Genomic DNA, 19,793 nt, shown 5'->3' on the forward strand with positions numbered 1-19,793 from the left:
AATACTAATAGCTAAAAATGAATCATAAACCAACTCAGAAATTTTTTCTAATCGTTCATTTATTCCTTTTGGGGATTATCAACGCACAACGAATAGAAACGAATCTTAACTCAAACTGGCGTTTTATTTTAGAAGATAAAACCCTTTTTTCAGCCAAAGAATTTGATGATAGTTCTTGGCGAAATCTAAACATTCCGCACGATTGGTCATTTGAAAAAGGCGTTCGAAAAGGGGGAGACCAAGGTCAAGGTGGTGGTTACCACGATGGAGGTATTGGCTGGTATCGTAAATCGTTTGCTGTTACTAAAGAAAGCCTTTCGAAAACCACCTACATCAATTTTGATGGAGTGTATATGAATAGCGAAGTATGGATTAATGGAAACCATTTAGGAAAGAGACCTTATGGTTACATTAGTTTTAGATATGACATTTCCAAATATTTGAAAGAAGGAAAAAATACGATTGCTGTTAGAGTCGATAATAGTTTAGAACCTTCGGCACGCTGGTACCATCCTTGTGGGATATATGCGCCTGTAAAATTGATTATGGTTAATAAAACGCATATTACTCCAAATAGCATCTTTATCACAACTCCAAAAATTGAAACAACAACGGCTACGGTAAATGTAAAAATCGATTACGAGAATCCTGTAAATGGATTGGAATGCAAACTGTCTATTGTTTCTCCAAAAGGCAAAACAATTAAAACCGCCATTCAAAAAATCGAGGGTTCAAAAACTAATAATTCGATTGAAGTACCTAATCCCGAATTATGGAGTCCAGAAAACCCAGTTTTATACCAATTGGTTACACAAATAATCAAAGACAAAAAAGTTATTGATGAGGTGAAAACAAACTTTGGTTTTAGAACGGTCGAATGGAAAAAAGAAACTGGTTTTTGGCTCAACGGAAAAAATGTGAAGCTAAAAGGCGTTTGCGAACATTGGGAAGGAGGCCCCGTTGGTGGCGCTTGGACCAAACCGATGTTGCGTTGGAAATTACAATTGTTAAAAAATATGGGCATCAATGCCATTCGTCCTTCACATAATCCAACACCTCCAATGTTTTATGACATTTGTGACGAAATAGGCTTGCTTGTTATGGACGAAATTTTCGATGGTTGGCACAAAAAAGCACCTCAAGATTACGGCAAACAAGCGTTTGACCAATGGTGGAAAGCGGATATGAAAGAGTGGATTACCAGGGACCGTAACCATCCCAGTGTTTTTGTGTACAGTTTAGGGAATGAAACACATAGCCCTGTAGCTCCTGAGTTAGTGAAATTCGGAAAAAGTTTAGACGATACTCGCTTGTATTCATCAGGTGCAGGTAATCCCGAGGATATGGATATCACAGGGATAAATGGTGGTTCAGAAAACAAAACATTCTTAGAGTCTGCTAAATTTGACAAACCATTTGTGTCCACTGAAGCACCACATACTTGGCAAACACGTGGCTATTATAGAACGCAAACTTGGTGGCGTGATAATGAATTGCCAGGAACTTATCCATTACCGAATTTAACCGAAAAGGAAATCTTTTTCTACGAAGGTTTAGACCCCAAAAAATGGAAAAACAGAAAACAACGTTATAATTCTTCTTATGACAATGCTACGGTTCGTATTTCTGCTCGTAAAAATTGGGAAGTAATGCGTGATACGCCTTGGCATAGCGGGCATTTCCGTTGGACTGGTTTTGATTATTATGGCGAAGCGGGTTTGGTTCACGGTGGTTTGCCTTTCAATCTGTTTATGGGTGGTGCAGTTGATGTGGCGGGTTTTGAAAAAGATTTGTATTATTTCTACCAAAGCCAATGGACTAAGGAAACCATGGTACATATTTTACCACATTGGACACATCCAAGAATGAAAAAAGGAACGGTAATTCCGGTTTGGGTCTATTCAAATGGCGATGAGGTAGAATTATTCTTAAATGGAAAATCATTAGGAAAAGACAAACCTGGAACTGTATGGAACGAAATGCAATGCGACTGGATGGTGCCTTATGAAGAAGGAAAACTAGAAGCGGTAGCTTATAAAAACGGTAAAGAAGTAAAACGAGTATCAATTGCAACAAGTGGTGCACCTCAATCTTTAAAAAACAGTCTCAATAAGCTAAAAGCTGAGGACGGATTTTCGTCAAGTTATATTTTTACAAGTGAAGCTATAGACAACAATAAAACGCTTTATCCTTATGGAGAAAACAGAGTCTATTATCATATTTCAGGCGATGTTGAAAAAGTATCTATGGAAAACGGAAATCCAATTGATTCGATTAGTCGTACTAAGTCAGATTTTAGAACCTTATTTTTCGGAAAAGGACGTTTATTTTTAAGAGAAAAAGAAAATGCTAAAAAAGCTACGGTTATCACAGCTTCTATCTTGGGTGACAAAGCATTGTATCTTTCGAATCAAATAACCATCGATGTACAAGAAATGGGGCTGATAGGAAAAACTTCCCAATCAAAATTTGAAATTTTATATACCACTAATGGTGCTGACCCTCTGAAAGAAGGAACTGTTTATACAAAGCCATTCGAAGTAGAAAGCAATATCACAGTCAAAGCTATTGTGAAACAAAATGGAAAATTGATTTTAGCGTTAGAAGAAGCCTTTGGCGCTAACGAAGGATTGTTTTGGGGAGATGAAAAATCAGCTAATATTTGGAATGGTAGAGGGGTAAATATTGCTGCTGAAGAAGCTATTTTAAAAGGGGGTGCAAAAACGAGTAATGAAGCGCAACATTTTAAAGGAACAGGTTTTGTGAAATTTGATAATAAAGAAGGGAGCATCACCTTTTACCAAGAAAATGATGGTGAAGCAGGCGATTTTAGTATTCGATTTAGATATATGCACAACGACAAGGACAAAAAATACCCAATGAAGTTATTTGTAAACGATATTTATATTAAAACTTTTGAATTTCCTGCCACAGGAGGCTGGATTCAAAACTGGGAATTTGTAAATACTATTGTAAATTTTAAATCGGGTGCCAATAACATTCGATTGGAAACAACAGGTCAAAGCGGTCCTTATATTGACGAACTTTTTATTGATTAATGCAAAAAATAAATGAAAAATAGAAGTAAAATAATAGCAATACTGGCGTTCGGTTTAGTTGGAACAACAATTACGGCACAATCTAAAGTTGCCCAATCAGCCAAACCCAATGTGTTATTCATTGCGGTTGATGATTTGAATACATGGTTAGGGTGCTTGAATAATTATTCGAATACCAAAACGCCAAACATTGACAGACTAGCAGCCAGAGGCGTATTGTTCTCCAATGCACATTGTCAAGCGCCTTTGTGTGGGCCTTCTCGTGCTTCGATTATGTCGGGTTTGCGTCCGTCAACTACGGGGATTTATGGGATGATTTCGGATGAGAAAATACGTTCGGAAAACCCTGCTACAAAAGAGATAGTCTTTCTACCAGAGTACTTTAAAAACAATGGCTATCACACCATGGGAATTGGGAAATTATTTCACGATTTTGCTCCCAAAGGTGTTTTTGATGAAGAAGGCGGCAGAGTCAAAGGTTTTGGCCCTTTGCCCAAAAAACGTTTTGTTTGGGATGGTTTAGGGCCAGCTGACAAAACCAAATACGGACGCACCAGCACCGATTGGGGTACTTTTCCTGAACAAGACGAACAAATGCCAGACCATCAATCTGTCAATTGGGCTATTGAGCGTCTGAATAAAAAATACGACCATCCTTTTTTCATGGGGGTTGGATTTCTTCGTCCTCATGTGCCGTTGTATGTACCTCAAAAATGGTTTGATATGCATCCATTGGAAGGCATTCAGGTTGCTCCTTATTTGTCAGATGATTTAAAAGATGTGCCTCAAGTGGGATTGGATATCAATGATTTGCCTATGATGCCCTCAACAGAATGGGCTATTCAAACGGGAGAGTGGAAGAAAATGATTCAAGCCTATTTGGCTTGTGTTAGTTTTGTTGATTATGAAATCGGTCGTGTTTTGGATGCTTTGGATAACAGCGAGCATGGCGCTAATACCATCATTGTTTTATGGTCTGACCATGGCTATCGTTTGGGCGAAAAAGGAACTTTTGCCAAACACGGTTTATGGGATTCGGCTACCAAAGCGCCTTTGTTATTTGTGGCACCCAATTTGCCTAAAGGAAAAGTAATCGAGACTCCAGCCGAAATGCTTTCCATTTATCCAACGCTTTTAGAGTTGTGTGACCTACCTGCTTACAGCCGAAACGAAGGAATTAGTTTGGTAGCAACAATGAAAAGCGATAAAGTAGCAAATAAAGCCTTTGCGCTCACTACTTATGGTGAAAATAATCATTCGGTTAACCAAGGAAGATTCAGATTTACACAATATGAAGATGGATCACAGGAATTGTACGACCATAAAATTGACCCTAACGAATTTACTAATTTGGTTAATTTTCCAGAATATAAAAGAGAAATTAAAAAGTTAAAAAAATACTTCCCTAAAACCAATGAAAAATGGGACAAGAATTCATCTTATACCTTCCAACCTTATTTTGTGAAACAAAAAGCGCAAAGCAATGGAGAGGGAGTAAAACCAGTGAATGTAATTGGAGCCGACCAGTAATTCGTTTTTAGCAGTAACCCTAAAGTAATTTATAATTTTAAAAAAAAAATACCTTGAAAAAGTTAATAGTCTTGTTTTTCCTCCCGATCTGTTGTCTTGTTAGCACTCATTTTAAAGCGCAATCCTTACAACATCCAGCTATTTGGGTGACCAATGAAGAGCGTCCACAAATTTTAGAGAAAATAAAAAAATACGATTGGGCAAAAAGCATGCTCAATCAGTTGCATCAGCGTGTGGATGGAGCACTCCAAAAACACCAATCGGATCCTAATGTGATTTTGAATACCATCCCAGCCTTTGCCAAACACGACCGTGAAAATTCAGAGCAAAAAGCAGGGCCTCTAGCGTCAGCGCACAATAAAGTGTTGGCGCTTGCCTCGGATGCGGGCTATTTGTATTATTTGACCCAAGACGAAAAATATGCCCAATTTGCAGCAGATATTTTGGGCGTTTATATTGATCATATTGCGCCTTTAACTCCTCAAACGACTACTATTTGTGGCTATGAGTTTTTTGATCCAAGGACTACTTATGGGCCTTTTGCCATAACCTATGATTTTATCTATCCGTATTTAAAACAAGCCAATGCAACGGTTTATTCTAAAATACAAAAAAAGCGCATTCCTTTTGACAATGTTAAAGCTCAAAAAGCAATGGCTAATGTAGTTGGTAATGTATTGCAAGAATATGGCAAACCCGACAAACATGGTAAAACCATTTCGAATCATCCTATCTTAACAGCCTCGGGAGCTTTGTTTAGTATTTTATGTATTGAAGATGATAAAGAACGTCAGCGCTTGTTTAATGTTTTTTGGGAAAAAGGAACGGCACACCAAAATTCATTTAAAAATACGATTCTACCTATGTTTGGAGAGCAAGGTGTTTGGCCAGAATCCTTGAGTTATAGTTTTATGCCCATTATTACGATGACCTTAAATATTGTAGATCGTATTTATCCAGAAATGAATGTAACTCAGGAAAATCAACACATTTTGAATGGCAATTTTTTGTTTGATTATCTAAGGCATCCAAACCGAACATTTGTTCGATTTGGTGACTCCAAACGAAATAATGATAGTACCGACGACCTTTATCGCTACACTTTGGATATTGCTGAAAGAAGAGGTTATGATGATATTAAACAAAAGGCACAACTGGCTTTAAAACAAACCAATGAAGCCAATGGAGGATATAAGCCTAAATTAGATGATAATATTTTCAACAATTTTCAAATACTAGACTTATTTTGGGGACATCCTATTCCTGAAAAAATTGATGGACATATTAATTTTAATAAACCTACGGTAATCGTAAAACATGCAGGAGTGGCTTTACAACGAAATTATGTTGCCAAAGAAAATGAAATTTATGGTTTGTGCGGTATCATTGGAGGTGCTTCGTATGTGCATTCGCATTTAACTGGGATTTCTATGGAATTGTATGGCGCTGGTTATGTAATGGCTGCCAATGCTGGACTTCCTGCTACTGTTGCAGAACGTAAAATTCCGCTTCATGAAAAATATTTCAGATTGTATGCCGGAAATAATTCGGTAATTGTGAATGGTAGTTCCCATGGTTTGGATGAAGGTTCGTGGAAAGGAGATGCTTATGTATGGCAAAACAACGCTATAAATATAGCTGCTGAACCGAAACATTTGGAAAATCCGATTGCTGAAAATTTTAGCTTTGCTACTCAATTTTTGAAGGACGAGGTTAATAATTGTGTTCAGGAACGAACGCTAAGTACGATTCGAACTAGTGAAAAAACAGCCTATTATTTGGATATTTTCCGTTCAAAATCAAATGGCGAAAATAAATTTCATGACTATATTTATCACAATATTGGCGATGAAACCATTATAAAAAATGAAAAAGGACAGCTTTTACCTTTGAAAGATACTGACCGTTATAACAATGATATAGGCGACCCAGTTCAATCACCAGGATGGCGCTATTTTGAGAAGACCAAAGTAACCGAGTCCATAAAAGACGGTGTGGATGTGACTTTTAAAATTGATTTTGATAAGAAATACATGCACATGATGGTACCAAAAGGAGTGGAACGTGAATATACCGCCGCCTTAGCACCACCCACACGCGAGGCTGAAAATGGGTATCTAAAAAAGAAAACACAGGTTGTGGCTATCAGACAAAAAGGAGAAGCTTGGAACAAACCTTTTATTGCTGTATTTGAACCCTCTTTAAATTCCGAGTCTAGTGTTCAAAGTGTAGAACCTTTGATGGATGGCAATAAAGTAGTGGGAGCCAAAGTGATTTCAAAAGTAAATAAAACGCTAATTACCGACTATATTATTTGTCAGGACAAAGCAGATTCTGTTTATTCGAATAGAGACTTGAAATTAAATTTTGAAGGTCGTTTTGGAATTGTAAGGGTAGAAGAGGTAAAAGGAAAAAAGACCGTAAGTCTGTATATGGGTGAAGGTAAAAAACTAAGTTTCCAAAATTTTGTTATTGAGCCTGACACACAAAGTAAAGGTTTTAAAGTATTTAAGTAAAAATAAAGTAAATAAGTCTTTTTAAACAGTGGTAAATTTTGATTTACTGCTGTTTTTTTTATCATTTCCCTTTTTTAAAATTAGAAATGGAGTCACATTTATTCATGCTATTAGGTTATTCCTGAACTATTGAATATAGGATGTAGTAATAAACAAAAAAAGGGATGATTTTTCAATCATCCCATCCAGTGGAGTCGCCGGGAATCGAACCCGGGTCCAAACAAGCAACTAAAAGGCTTTCTACACGCTTATTTCCTGATTAAATTTTCGACATTGTGATTGACCAGAAACAGTCGCACAATGCTTATCTTCTTTAGTTTCGAAATCCACCCGAAGCTCATGGAAATCTAGGTTTAAATTTACGATTCACCTGATTCGACCGCCATAAACCAAAGCTTTCGAGGTAAATCCTGCTTTCCTACCTTGTAGGACGAGGCTAATCTTACTATAATTCAGATTATGCAGCAAGAGCGTAGTTTCCTTCGCCGTGTAAGTGTTTTGAGACCTTTTATTAGCGAGAATTGTCCCAGTTCTCGACGTGCTTACATTTCAATTCGACTTGCTGTCAAAACCAGTCGACCCCATGTTTTTTAGTATTCTATAAAAAATTTTGAGAGTGCAAAGATATTCTTTTTAATCAATCTAAAGCTTATTATTCACCGTAAATTCATCAAAAATCATTCCTCTTTTCCGTTGTCATCTAGTTTGAACGGATAGTCACCAAATAAAGCCGCAAGATTTCTAACTTTATAGGTCATGCGGTTGAATTTGTTTGATAACGCAATAATGGTCACTTTTTCTTCTGGTAAGGTGATATAAGCAGAAGTATTTCCATGCCACCATCCGTTGTGGAAATATAAATTTTGTCCCGTCTCCCAGTTAATCATTCGGATTCCTAAACCATAATTGTTTTGCCCTTTGTGTTCGTTACTATATGGGATAAAGGCTTGTTGTAATAATTTAGGATTAAAAAAATTAGGGTCATTACGTCCCATGTCAAATTTTAGCAAGTCTCTAGGTGTTGAATAGATGTTTTTGTCACCATAAATGGCATCCAAATAATCCCAGTAGTACAATGAAAAGTTTCCTCTATAAGAAGGATTCGCTGTTTGTTTGTCCTTATCAAAATCAAAAACATAGGTGTCAGTCATGCCTAGTGGTTTGAAAATGATGTTTTTCATGGCTTCTTTATAGGACGTAGCGGTTACTTTTTCAATAATTAAAGCTAGCATTGCATAATTGGTATTGCAATAGCTAAATCGACTGTCAGTACGAAATTCAAGATTGATTTTCTTACTAATCATTAGGTTGAGCATCTCTTGATTGCTTAGCATTTTATGGCGATCCCAGATTTCTTTTTTATCTGTAAAATAAGAGTAGTTTCTGATGCCGCTACGGTGATTCAACAGCGTTTTAACGGTTACATCTGGATAAGGGAAACCTTTTAAAAGTGTTGTAACTTTTTGATCTAAGGTTAATTTTTTTTCGTCAATTAATTTTAAAATTGCAGTAGCAGTCATCACTTTTGAAACTGAAGCAATATGCAAGGCACTGCTGCTAGTCATTTCTGACTTGGTTTTATAATTACTATACCCTTCATATTTTTCGAAAATAATTTGCCCGTTTTTGGCTACTAAAAAACCGCCATTTAGACTGTTGTTTGGCCAATTTTTATTGTAAAAATGATTGATGGCATTTTTTTTCGAATTAATATATTCTGAGGATAGTTTAGGGCCTTCCTTTAATACGAAACTTTTATTTGTTTCGGTGTTATCGGATAAGATAGAATCGGTATCATTCTTTTGCTTACAAGAAGTTAAAAGGAAAAGGAGCAAAAGTAATTGTGGTATATTTGTTTTTTTTATAGATGTCATTATTGAGGTGCTAGAAAAACAAATATATAGAATCAAAGTCTTTTTTGATAATTATTTTACAGACTTTTGAGGATAATTAGTGTTTTTTTTTGAGTGAGTTGATGTATTGTTTTGAGATTCAGTAGATAATGAAATCCCCTTTTTTGTCATTATTAAAAAGGGGATGTAAAGAGCATTTTTTTGTAAAAATAAACCTAAGAGTGAATGGTCACTTTTATACATTTTATAATATACGTTTAATATGAAATTTGGAATTTTAAGAGAAAGAAAAAATCCACCAGACCAGAGAGTTGTTTTTTCACCACAAGCATTGGTGAATTTGCAAAATGAATATCCAGACTTTTCAGTAAAAGTAGAGCGTTCAGATTTTAGAATATTTAAAGATGAGGAGTATCATGATGCTGGAATTAGTGTTGTTGATGATGTTAGCGATTGTGATGTTTTAATGAGTGTAAAGGAAATTCCAGAAGACCAATTAGTACCACATAAAGCTTACTTTTTTTTCTCGCACACGATTAAAAAGCAGCCACATAGTAGAGCGCTTCTTCAGGCAATTTTAAAAAAGAACATTGATTTATATGATCACGAAACCATTGTTGACGAAAACAATCGCCGATTAATAGGTTTTGGGAAATATGCTGGTTATGTTGGGGTTTATAATAGTATCCGTGCTTTTGGGGTAAAATTTGAATTGTTTAAACTACCGAAAGCCTCTACTTTAAACGGAAAAGAGGAACTTATTCGTCACTTAAAACGACTGGTGTTGCCTCCGCTAAAAATAGTGGTCACTGGGAAAGGTAAAGTAGGTAAGGGAGCAAAGGAAATTTTGGATGCTATAAAAATTAAAGAAGTGTCGATTGATAATTATTTAACTAAAAAATATACCCAATCTGTTTACACTCAAATTGGCGTCTTGGATTATTATAAAAGAAAGGATAATCAAGAATTTGATTTTGAAAATTTCATCAACGATAAAGAAGCTTTTGAATCTAATTTTGGTAGGTTTACGGAGGTTTCGGATATTTATATTTCGGGTCATTTTTTTGATAATAATTCGCCAGCCATCTTAACTCGTGAAATGTTACAATCTAAGGATTGCCAAATTAAAGTTGTTGCTGATATTTCATGTGATGTTAACGGACCTATAGCGTCTACATTGCGTTCTTCGACTATTGAAGAGCCTTTGTATGGGTATTTACCATCAGAAAATAAAGAAGTCGATATTTATCATCCAGCGGCTGTTGTAGTGATGGCGGTAGATAATTTACCAAGTGAATTACCAAGAGATGCTAGTATTGGTTTTGGAGAAATGTTTAAAGAACATGTTATTCCTGCCTTCTTTAACGGTGACAAGGACGGAGTTCTTGATAGAGCACAAATTACTAAAAACGGGAAATTAACGCCTAGATTCAGTTATTTGCAAGGTTATGTTGATGGTAAATAATTGACTTAAAAAGAAAAAAACATTAAGATGTATTTCATAATAGAATACATCTTAATGGTTTATATGTAGAACTTTTATTCTGTCAATTTATTGAATTTTTCGACAAGCTCTTCACCTCTCTGGGTTTTCCCCGTTTTTCGTAATGCGTCTCCAAATCGAAAGTAATATACAGGCTCAAGGTCAGGTGTCATCAAAAATAACTCTTCATACCATTTTGCAGCTTTAGCCATTTCTTTTTTAAAGAAAAAGTAATTAGCTAATTCTCTATATAAATAAGCTGATTTGTATCCTTTTTCGGCTACACGTTCGTATATATCCATTACATTAATATTGATATGGTCGACTTTTTCTCGTGTAGGGGAATTTTTTACTACTTCAATAGGTTTAGTAGGTTCAACGGGTTTGGGAGTTTCTATAAGTTCTGGCTTAAATATATTTTTAATAACTAAGGCTAAAGCTTCTTTTTCAATTTTTGGATTATCAGGGATTTCAATTTTTTTACTATCAATTTTTATTTCAGTAAGATTGGTTGGTCTGTCATTGATTCCTGGTTCTGGATTTAAATTTTTGGTTTCTATATAGTAACTTTTTTGGTTGAAGTTTTCGTTTTTATAAATAGGAGTTATGATTCGAATATTATTTGGCCCCAAATCAGCTTTACTAATAAGACTTAGGTCCGAAACGGTATAACGCGTTTTAGTACCTCCAAATTTTAAGTTAACAATCTCTTCTACTGAATAATATAGTACATCTTTTGTTACTATAGTATTGTATACAGAGCTTGTTTGACTGTATCCATAGGAAGCACATAACTCGATTAAGAGAATAATCACTATAGTAAAGTTTTTTTTCATAATTGATTTGTATAAAGGTTCAATTTTTTGATGCTTTCAAAAAACATCCTGTTTTGAGAATCAATTTGATGTAAACTAAAGTAAAAGCTTCAAAACAGAAATAAGTGATGGGAATTAAATGAGGCTAATTTTACAATTAGTCTTATTTAATATAGAATTGAGGTGGAATTTTTGTCTTGGAAATATTAATCTAAGGTAATAAAAAAAAGGCTCTAAAACAATTGTTTTAGAGCCTTTTAATTGGGAGGTCTGTTGTTAGAATTTATAATTGTATCCTAAACGAATAACCTGAGTTTCGTAATAATCATTACTGGTATAATAAAAACCATCTCCCTGAATTCGTTTTTTAGGAACCATGGTATTTAGCAAGTCGGTTGCATTTAGGAAAAATTCTCCTTTTCCTTTTTGAACAGATTTTTTGATACCAAAGTCAATCGAGTAACGGGATTCCATTTTTCCTTGCGGTATGACATCTGGAGCTAGATAAATAGCCGTTAACTGAGCATCTACTGTTTTGGTAAAATGAAAAGTATTATTCAGTTTTACATTTCCAGAATAAATAACTTGTTCATCCGCCGAAAACAAATGGGAACTTGGATATTTGTTTTCTACCGTAAAAGCATTTATTTGGTTGCGATACGCATTAGCATTGACATTAAAGGAGTAGAGCGGACTTACTTCTTGCGACAAAACCATTTCGATTCCCGAGTTATAGCTTTTATTTACGTTTTGAAAAGTGGCATAGATGATGTCGCTTCCAGGAACGGTGCTGGATATTCTAGTAATCGTTCCATCTGCAAAACGGTGGTAAAGCGCTGTGTACAAACTTCCTTTATCCCAATTCAATTTGTATCCAAGTTCTAGAGAGTTCGTAAACTGAGGCTTCAACATTGGATTCCCAACTTTGATAATTTCAGCATCATCGTATTTAGGAAAAATTCGAATATCGACTTCATTAGGTCTGTCAACTCTTCGGTTGAAGAAAAGCGATATTTTGTTGTCGTCATTAAATTTATATGCCAGTCTCATGTTTGGGAACGGTTGTGTATAATTGTATCCGTCACTTTTGTACGTATTGTGATTTGGATTTACCTCATAATTCAAATCTACATATTCCAAGCGCAATCCTAGTTCAGCTTCCCATTTCAAGCTTTCAAAAACATAGTTTCCGTAAACCGCAGGAATCAACTCTTTGTAGGTTGCAGGTCCGCCAGCATTGGCATCAATAACCGAGTTTTGTCCCGGTTTGAAATCCATATTTGTTGGAATATCGCGTTTTCGGAATTTAATCCCCGTTTCGATACGCCCATTTTTCAACGGTTCGATATAATCCACATTCAAATCATAGACTTTTTCGTCAGATAATAATTTGAAAGCATCCGTTCCAGTTGACCCCACTAGAATATTGTCATAAAAATACTTTTCGTCTTCTCTATGAAAAGTATAATTAAAACCAACGTTCAGCAACCTACCAGGTTCTTTGAATTTGTGTTGGTAAGCAGCTGTGGCCATAACCGTAGTTTTCAACTCATCTTCTAGAAACTGCCATAATCTTCGTCGTTCTGAAAAATCAGCATTAAAAAAAGGTTGGTCGCCACGGTCAATGATTTTTTCGCTTCCAAACAATCCTGAAACTGTCAAAGTATTTTGGTCGTCAATATTCCAGTCGATACCTGATTTGATAGTTGTAAAATGCGTATTGCGATTTCGTTTTAATTGCGAATTAATAATGTCGCCATCGTCATAATAACGGGTTACAAATTCATTTTTATTCAAAGTTTCGGTGTACAAATAATCCCCTTGAAAAAAAGCATTGATTTTGTTTTTCTTATAATTCAACGAAACCGAAGGATTGATTTTTGGTGTCATCGTATATTGTGGACGAATCGTAGGCAAGTTTTCTTTTCGAACCCATAACGCACCCAGTCCTGATGTCAACCCCACTTTTCCATTGAAACCTTCTTTTTTATTCTTTTTGTAAATGATGTTGATGATTCCCGCATTTCCATTCGCATCATATTTGGCTGATGGATTATTGATAATTTCAATTTTTTCAATGGCTGATGCTGGAATATTGTCTAGACCGCTTTGGCTACCAAAACCTGTCAAACCTGTTTGTTTACCATCAATCAAGACCATCACTTTGTCGTTCCCTCTCAATTGCACTTTTCCATCTTGAACGGTCACACTGGGTAGGTTTTGCATGGCTTGTAAAACGGAACTTCCTGATTGCGCAATATTATCAGCTATTTCAAAAGTTTTTTTATCCATTTTGTTGCTAATTTCGGAGCTGTTTGAGGTTACAACAACTTCATTCAAGGAATTGATGTTCTCACTTAGATCAATGGTTTTTAAATCCAAGTAATCCGATAAATTCCCCACGTACAGCTCTTGCTCGTGTGTTGCATAGCCTAACGAAGAAATCTCAAGGATATAGTTCCCAGATGTAATATTTACTAATTTAAAACGCCCTGTCTCGGTCGTAATCGTTCCAGCAACAAATGTTTTTTGAGCAGCTGTCTTCAGTACCACATTAGCAAATGGTAGCGTAGTATTGGCTTTAGTATCTTTCACTAATCCCGAAATAGTTACTTGCTTGTTTTGTGCCCAAAGTTGAGTTGTTAGCAAGCACAATAAGAGGATTGTATTTAAAATGTTATTTTTCATAATTGATTTAATTTACATTCAGAATCATTCCAACTCCTAATTGAGTTCCATTGTAAAATGGCGAAATCATTCCTGAATTGTTTTTATTTTTCTTTTGTAATAATTTATTAATGTAAGGAAACGTCCAGTAAGCTACTTTGGTAGAGAGAATCCCTATACCAGCTCCCATAGCAACGTCCGTAAACCAGTGGCGGTCATTGTAGATGCGGAAAGCACCCGTTCCTGCAGCGACCAAATAACCTGAAATGCCATACCAAATCGAAACATCTTTGTATTCCTGCCATAAAAATTCAGCTCCCGCAAAAGCAGTTGCTGTATGCCCCGAAGGAAAAGAGTTGTTCGAACTTCCATCAGGTCGTTCGACTTTGGTAATCGTCTTCAAAGGTAATACTGTCGCCGAAAGGAGCAAATAAGAAGTCGCTACTATAATAGAACGATCTCTTAAATTATGTTTCCCTTGTAGGCCTAAATTGTTTAACGCATAAACAGTCAAGGCTGGCGCATATTGAGCAAAATCATCAATAGTTATTTTCTTGTCAATATTTTCGTTGACTTCTTCTTTAATTTCTGAATTAATGGATTTTAAGGCATCACTTTCAATACCTATGAGGCCATAAGACATCAAACCAACAGGAAGGATTAATTGCTTGTAGTTAAATTTTGTTTTTTTTACTTCTTTTACAACAAGACTGTCTTTTTGAGCCAATTGTTGCGCATAAAGGTTTGCGCCTACTACAATAAGTAGTAAAGCGAGATAATAATGATTTTTCCGCATAGTTATTTGATTCAAATAATTGTTATTCAAATTTTTGAGTTGCTAAAAAGTAAATTAAACTATCGGAGGACGAAAAATAGAAAAGTTAGGATTGTATAAATAAATTTGATTTTTGAAAGCAATAGCCTCTATTTCGAAACAAGAAACAAAAGGGGTATTGTTTTTAAATTCAAATGCAGTAATTTTTTGAGTTAGCGGAGTTACTTGGTTTAGTGATATAAAAGTCACTGCCTGATGGGGTTTGTCATCGTCTTCTTCGCTTTCATGAGCTTCAAAAATCATGTCCAAATTCATCAAATGTTCTCCAACAAAATCCAAAATATTCAAGTTTGGATCTTCTGTTTCCTTACAATGGCTATACATATCAGGTAAATGGACCAAGGTCGAAAAATCGCCCATGGGTAAGCAAATCACGCCAAAGCTATAATACAGCAGTAAAAAAAAGTGAAAGAATGGTCTCAAAATAATTTAAAATAGATTTCAAAGATAGCTTCTTTAAAATAATAGACTGTTTCTAAAAAGTTAATTATAAAATCATTTGGGCGTGCCACCATTGTGTCAAGGGGCTTGCCCTTCTTTATGTTGATTTAGCCCCTTACCATAATGCTGTCGGGCTATTCGCGCTACTTCGGTAGCCAGCTTCTATCCCTCACGCAAACCTGTAGGCCTAATTATTTTTTATATAAAAAAATCGGCTATGTTTCCATAACCGATTCGTCTATTTCAATAAATTTTATAATATTATTCTCTACATAAGTGTTTACCTAATCCTTTAAAAATTTTCAAAGTAATTACAATTGAATTATTTCTAAATCGTTACAAGATTAATATTGTTTTGTTAACTGAGTGTATGTGTATAGAGAATAATCTATAATGTTTTCTTCAAGTATTAATTTTACATTGTCAAGGTTCTCAAGTAACTTTATTGCATGATCATATTCTTTGAAAAATTCTTTATTTTGAGGTTTAGCCAAAATTAAATCATAACGTAAATTATTTTCAATTGCTTCATTTTTTAAATCTGTAAATTGCCCAAAATTTTTATAAGCTTTTTCAGCAATAGTTTTTTGATCATTTAAATCAAAACTAATTGGTTTTACTAAATTCAGACTTCCATTTTGCCAAGCATAATCAAATTTAAATTGATTACCAGTTTCATTCTTAATAATAAAATCTTTTTTAAATTTTAAATCAATATTATGTATTTTATTAATTCCTAACTCAATTAAAGTGTCATTATATTTTTTCAGAAGAATCGGTTCTTTTAATATTTTTTTCTCTTTTTTAATTTCTGAATTAATGTAATTATAATTAATAATATTATTTAAAACTATTAAAGGATTATCAAAATAGTTAAGAGAAATGACAGGATATGCAAATTGTAAAGAACTACTATCATCTATATGTAAATGTTTATTTATAAAGTCAAAGAAGTCTATATTTATGTCTTTACCCCAAAATAGTATGTCAGTTTCATTTAATTTTGCAGCTCTAGTTTGAATTATTTTTAAATACTCTTTTATAATTTTTTCTGATACTAGATTATAAATGTTTTTTATTCTTGTTAAGTTTTTAGAATATTCAAAGAAAAACTGTTTAGTTTCTGGCCAATATAAAACTACGCCAATGTTGATAGCTTCTCCCGAAATTTCAGAATGCTTATACTGTAGTATACTATATATGTAATTATTATCGGTCATTTAATTTTTGGTTTAATGTCCTATGTACATGTAATAAATTGTTTTTTGCCCAATAAAGATAAGAAAAAATCGCCTCTTTATCCCCATGGACTATCTCGTTTTTGTCAAATTCTTCGAAAATAGGATTAAGGAAATCAAAATTAATTGTTCTTAATATTTCAATAAACTCTTCAAATATATGCACTTTATCTTTTTCTGGCAACTTTTTCAAGCTATTCCAAAAAACATGATTTTTACAATAAAACACATTGAATAAATTGAAATAATTAGTTTCACTTTTATTAAATGAGCTATAGAAAGGCAAGCTTTGTTCATGGTCTATTAATAACATTTGCCCATCAGTTAGTAATAAATTTGGCTTATTGTTAAAACCTCCTCTGTCAGAGTTCATAATTAAAGTGTCAAAAGCAAATAGCTTAGAATAATCATAATTATCAAGGAATTTTTTGTTTAATTCGTTATTGGCAATTAGTGTACCTTCAATATATTCAGTGCAAAATTTGTAGCCATTATCTAGTTTGTTAATTTCCTCAAGAGTATAGAATTTACTTAACTGAGAATTGTTTACTTTTATTAGTCCATATTCAGGTACAGGTAAATCAAATTTTTTGGCTAATTCAGTTATTAGGATTTCTTTGGCTATAGTATAGTTTTCTTCAATGTTTTCTTTTTTGTATGTTTTCATAACGTAAGGAACTTCTCTGTTGCTTTTGTTTAAAGCTGTAATTAAAAGAGGTTTTGTACTTCCTCCTTTTAATATCCCTCGTATGTTTATTAATTTTAATATTTGCATAATTGATTCCTTATAAAATTAAGGCGTATTTTTATATGTGTTCTTTTAAGTCTTTATACCTCTCAAGGTGTAACTTAGAATTAAGTAATTACAATATCTATTTACTACAAATCAAACTTAGCGATTTTACTCACAATAAACTAATTCATTTTAAAATAAAAAAAAAACGACCAAGAATCACTTCTCAGTCGTTAAAATATTAAATCTGAATAATTGATTACCCCAAAAAAGCTTTCAATTCTTCATAAGTCTTAATCTTAGTGCTTACTTTTTCTTCGTGCATCACCGCTTCAATTTGAGGCGGAATAGGAAGGGTGATGTTTAAAGCAGGTTCCACCACATCTAAGAATTTGATAGGGTGAGCGGTTTCTAAAAAGATTCCAAGAGCATCTTCATGTAATGCCAATTCTTTCTTCAAACCTAAGTAACCAACCGCACCGTGAGGCTCGGCAATATAACCATCGGTTTTGTAGATATTTTGCATCGCTACAGTCGTTTCTTCATCAGTGAAACGGTAGGATGAAAAGTCTTTTTTGAATTGCTCCAAATCGTTGTTGTACATCTCCTGAATACGAATAAAGTTACTCGGATTCCCTACGTCCATTGCATTTGATATCGTTGCAATAGAAGCTTTTGGATCGTATTTTCCGTCAACTAAAAATCTTGGAACCGTATCATTTACATTGGTAGAAGCTACAAAATGATGCACAGGCAAGCCCATTTTTTTAGCAATAATACCCGCGCAAATATTTCCAAAGTTCCCACTAGGACAAGAGAAAACTAATTTTTTGTTTTGGTTTTTCAAGGCTTTGTACGCAAAGAAAAAGTAAAACATCTGTGGTAACCAGCGTGCAATATTAATCGAGTTAGCCGAAGTCAATCCTTTGTGTTTTAAACTTTCGTCTAAGAATGCTTTTTTAACCATATCTTGACAATCGTCAAAAACGCCATCCACTTCTAGTGCTTTGATGTTTTGACCTAAGGTTGTCAATTGTTTTTCTTGAATATCACTCACTTTTCCAGAAGGATATAGAATCACAACTTCAACACCATTCACCCCTAGAAAACCACTAGCAACAGCACCTCCAGTATCTCCAGAAGTAGCTACTAATACTGTGTTCTTATTGTCTTTTTTATCTCGGTTAAAATATCCCAAACAACGAGACATGAAACGTGCTCCCACATCTTTAAATGCCATTGTAGGACCATGAAATAATTCTAGAGAGTAAATTCCCTTTTCAACAGGAACGACTGGGAAATCAAAACACAATGTCTCTGCGATGATTTCTTTTAATTTGGCTTCTGGGATTTCGTCTCCCACAAATTGTTGAATAGCCGCAAAAGCAATTTCTTCGTTGCTTAAATTTTCAATGTTGTCAAAAAACGCTTGTGGAAGTGGCGTAATGCTTTCAGGGAAATACAATCCTTTATCAGCCGCTAGTCCTTGAATTACTGCTTCTTGAAAAGAAACGTTGGGTGCGTTATGGTTTAAACTGTAATATTTCATTTTTTTATTTAGGATTTTTTTATTTAGGATTTAGGATTTTTTTATTTGGATTCAGTAAATCCAAATTCCCAAATCCAAATTCCTTAATCTTTTTAACTTTTAACTTCTAATCTCAAATCACTCTCATCCCTTCATCATTCACTTTACATACGTGAATTTCGTAAGGTAATTTTATTTCGTCGTAAACGGCGCACATGGCTTTGGCTACTTTTTCGGCGGTTTCTTTTCCTTTGCTTAAAGCAAAAATAGAAGGACCTGAACCTGAAATACCTGAACCTAATGCTCCTTGCTCGTAAGCGGCTTGTTTGATTAAATCAAAACCTGGAATCAAAACGCTTCGTAAAGGCTCAACTATTTCGTCATGCAATGAACGACCGATAAGTTCGTAATCCTGAGTGTACAAGCCTGCGATTAGACCACCTACATTTCCCCATTGCGTGATAGCACTTTTTAAAGAAATGTTTTGTTTTAACACTGAACGTGCATCCGAAGTTTTCAATTCGATTTGCGGGTGAATTACCGTAGCGTACAACAACGACGGACTTTCGATTTTGATAATGTCTAATGGATTCGAACTCCTAACCAACGTAAATCCACCCAAAAGGGCAGGAGCAACGTTATCCGCATGGGCATTTCCAGAAGCTAGTTTTTCCCCTTGCATAGCAAATTTAACCAACTCTTTGCGAGTAAATGGATTGCCTAATAATTCATTGGCGCCAAAAACAGCACCCGCTGAACTCGCAGCACTACTACCAATGCCGCTTCCCGCTTTGATGTATTTGTATATTTCGACTTCAAAACCAAATTCGGATTTTGTTTCTTCTAGCATCGCTAACAAAGCCACACCAGCAACGTTTCTTTCGGTTTCAAGAGGTAAATCAGCACCTTCAATTTTGACGATACGAACGCCTTTTTCGGCTGTTTTTCGAATAATCATTTCGTCCCCAACATTGTCTAAACACAATCCCAAAACGTCAAATCCACAAGAGAGATTCGCAATGGTAGCAGGGCAAAATACTTTTATTTCATTCATTTTTATAAGGTTCTGAGGTTCTAAGTTTCTGAGATTCTAAG

13 protein-coding genes and 1 other RNA gene are annotated in these 19,793 nt (G+C 34.7%); 4 read left to right on the top strand and 10 right to left on the bottom strand.

Annotated features, from left to right (window positions below):
• Positions 1–17: 17 nt before the first annotated feature.
• Genes SLW70_RS09335 through SLW70_RS09345 form a run of 3 tightly spaced genes read left to right on the top strand, consistent with a single transcriptional unit; the run spans position 18 to position 7,105 of the window.
• Entirely contained in the window at positions 18–3,059 is a 3,042-nt protein-coding gene (locus SLW70_RS09335; RefSeq protein WP_320888048.1) for a sugar-binding domain-containing protein, read from the top strand.
• Between the two features lie 12 nt (positions 3,060–3,071).
• Positions 3,072–4,589 carry a sulfatase gene (locus tag SLW70_RS09340; RefSeq protein WP_320888049.1) on the top strand — a complete coding sequence of 506 codons (1,518 nt, stop codon included), beginning with the start codon at positions 3,072–3,074 and terminating at the stop codon, positions 4,587–4,589.
• 53 nt (positions 4,590–4,642) lie between these two features.
• Positions 4,643–7,105, top strand: a complete 2,463-nt coding sequence (locus SLW70_RS09345; RefSeq protein ID WP_320888050.1) for a hypothetical protein — start codon at positions 4,643–4,645, stop codon at positions 7,103–7,105.
• Positions 7,106–7,291: 186 nt separating this feature from the next.
• On the opposite strand, the gene ssrA is transcribed toward SLW70_RS09345, so the two are convergent.
• Together ssrA and SLW70_RS09355 are read right to left on the bottom strand one after the other, a co-directional pair.
• Positions 7,292–7,688: a transfer-messenger RNA gene (ssrA, locus tag SLW70_RS09350) on the bottom strand.
• A gap of 94 nt (positions 7,689–7,782) precedes the next feature.
• Positions 7,783–8,979: a serine hydrolase domain-containing protein gene (locus SLW70_RS09355; protein ID WP_320888051.1), complete on the bottom strand. Its 1,197-nt coding sequence runs from the start codon at positions 8,977–8,979 to the stop codon at positions 7,783–7,785.
• Between the two features lie 241 nt (positions 8,980–9,220).
• Between SLW70_RS09355 and SLW70_RS09360 the strand changes: the two genes are divergently transcribed.
• Positions 9,221–10,423: an NAD(P)-dependent oxidoreductase gene (locus tag SLW70_RS09360; protein ID WP_320888052.1), complete on the top strand. Its 1,203-nt coding sequence runs from the start codon at positions 9,221–9,223 to the stop codon at positions 10,421–10,423.
• A gap of 74 nt (positions 10,424–10,497) precedes the next feature.
• Here the strand turns inward: SLW70_RS09360 and SLW70_RS09365 are convergent, their stop codons facing one another.
• The 8 genes from SLW70_RS09365 to SLW70_RS09400 form a co-directional block, all read right to left on the bottom strand.
• Positions 10,498–11,277, bottom strand: a complete 780-nt coding sequence (locus SLW70_RS09365) for a hypothetical protein (RefSeq protein ID WP_320888053.1) — start codon at positions 11,275–11,277, stop codon at positions 10,498–10,500.
• Between the two features lie 255 nt (positions 11,278–11,532).
• Positions 11,533–13,944 carry an outer membrane beta-barrel family protein gene (locus SLW70_RS09370; RefSeq protein ID WP_320888054.1) on the bottom strand — a complete coding sequence of 804 codons (2,412 nt, stop codon included), beginning with the start codon at positions 13,942–13,944 and terminating at the stop codon, positions 11,533–11,535.
• A gap of 7 nt (positions 13,945–13,951) precedes the next feature.
• Positions 13,952–14,719 carry a phosphatase PAP2 family protein gene (locus tag SLW70_RS09375; protein ID WP_320888055.1) on the bottom strand — a complete coding sequence of 256 codons (768 nt, stop codon included), beginning with the start codon at positions 14,717–14,719 and terminating at the stop codon, positions 13,952–13,954.
• A 54-nt stretch (positions 14,720–14,773) separates the two neighbouring features.
• On the bottom strand, positions 14,774–15,181 hold the full coding sequence (locus SLW70_RS09380) for a hypothetical protein (RefSeq protein WP_320888056.1): 408 nt from the start codon (positions 15,179–15,181) through the stop codon (positions 14,774–14,776).
• A 362-nt stretch (positions 15,182–15,543) separates the two neighbouring features.
• Positions 15,544–16,419, bottom strand: a complete 876-nt coding sequence (locus tag SLW70_RS09385) for a DUF3037 domain-containing protein (protein ID WP_320888057.1) — start codon at positions 16,417–16,419, stop codon at positions 15,544–15,546.
• On the bottom strand, positions 16,409–17,212 hold the full coding sequence (locus tag SLW70_RS09390) for a HipA family kinase (RefSeq protein ID WP_320888058.1): 804 nt from the start codon (positions 17,210–17,212) through the stop codon (positions 16,409–16,411). Before SLW70_RS09390 ends, SLW70_RS09385 begins: the two co-directional genes overlap by 11 nt.
• 217 nt (positions 17,213–17,429) lie before the next feature.
• On the bottom strand, positions 17,430–18,719 hold the full coding sequence (gene thrC, locus SLW70_RS09395) for a threonine synthase (RefSeq protein ID WP_320888059.1): 1,290 nt from the start codon (positions 18,717–18,719) through the stop codon (positions 17,430–17,432).
• A gap of 112 nt (positions 18,720–18,831) precedes the next feature.
• The gene (locus SLW70_RS09400) at positions 18,832–19,752 is read right to left on the bottom strand and encodes a homoserine kinase (RefSeq protein WP_320888060.1); all 921 of its coding nucleotides are present in this window, start codon (positions 19,750–19,752) and stop codon (positions 18,832–18,834) included.
• Positions 19,753–19,793: the final 41 nt, after the last annotated feature.

The sequence above is a fragment of the Flavobacterium sp. NG2 genome (genome assembly GCF_034119845.1).
Classification (GTDB): domain Bacteria; phylum Bacteroidota; class Bacteroidia; order Flavobacteriales; family Flavobacteriaceae; genus Flavobacterium.

What these genes read in the sequence shown, in the direction of transcription:
- SLW70_RS09335 (WP_320888048.1), top strand. Translation starts at nt 18, where the DNA reads ATGAATCATAAACCAACTCAGAAATTTTTTCTAATCGTTCATTTATTC.
- SLW70_RS09340 (WP_320888049.1), top strand. Translation starts at nt 3,072, where the DNA reads ATGAAAAATAGAAGTAAAATAATAGCAATACTGGCGTTCGGTTTAGTT.
- SLW70_RS09355 (WP_320888051.1), bottom strand. Translation starts at nt 8,979, where the DNA reads ATGACATCTATAAAAAAAACAAATATACCACAATTACTTTTGCTCCTT.
- SLW70_RS09360 (WP_320888052.1), top strand. Translation starts at nt 9,221, where the DNA reads ATGAAATTTGGAATTTTAAGAGAAAGAAAAAATCCACCAGACCAGAGA.
- SLW70_RS09365 (WP_320888053.1), bottom strand. Translation starts at nt 11,277, where the DNA reads ATGAAAAAAAACTTTACTATAGTGATTATTCTCTTAATCGAGTTATGT.
- SLW70_RS09370 (WP_320888054.1), bottom strand. Translation starts at nt 13,944, where the DNA reads ATGAAAAATAACATTTTAAATACAATCCTCTTATTGTGCTTGCTAACA.
- SLW70_RS09375 (WP_320888055.1), bottom strand. Translation starts at nt 14,719, where the DNA reads ATGCGGAAAAATCATTATTATCTCGCTTTACTACTTATTGTAGTAGGC.
- SLW70_RS09385 (WP_320888057.1), bottom strand. Translation starts at nt 16,419, where the DNA reads ATGACCGATAATAATTACATATATAGTATACTACAGTATAAGCATTCT.
- SLW70_RS09390 (WP_320888058.1), bottom strand. Translation starts at nt 17,212, where the DNA reads ATGCAAATATTAAAATTAATAAACATACGAGGGATATTAAAAGGAGGA.
- thrC (WP_320888059.1), bottom strand. Translation starts at nt 18,719, where the DNA reads ATGAAATATTACAGTTTAAACCATAACGCACCCAACGTTTCTTTTCAA.
- SLW70_RS09400 (WP_320888060.1), bottom strand. Translation starts at nt 19,752, where the DNA reads ATGAATGAAATAAAAGTATTTTGCCCTGCTACCATTGCGAATCTCTCT.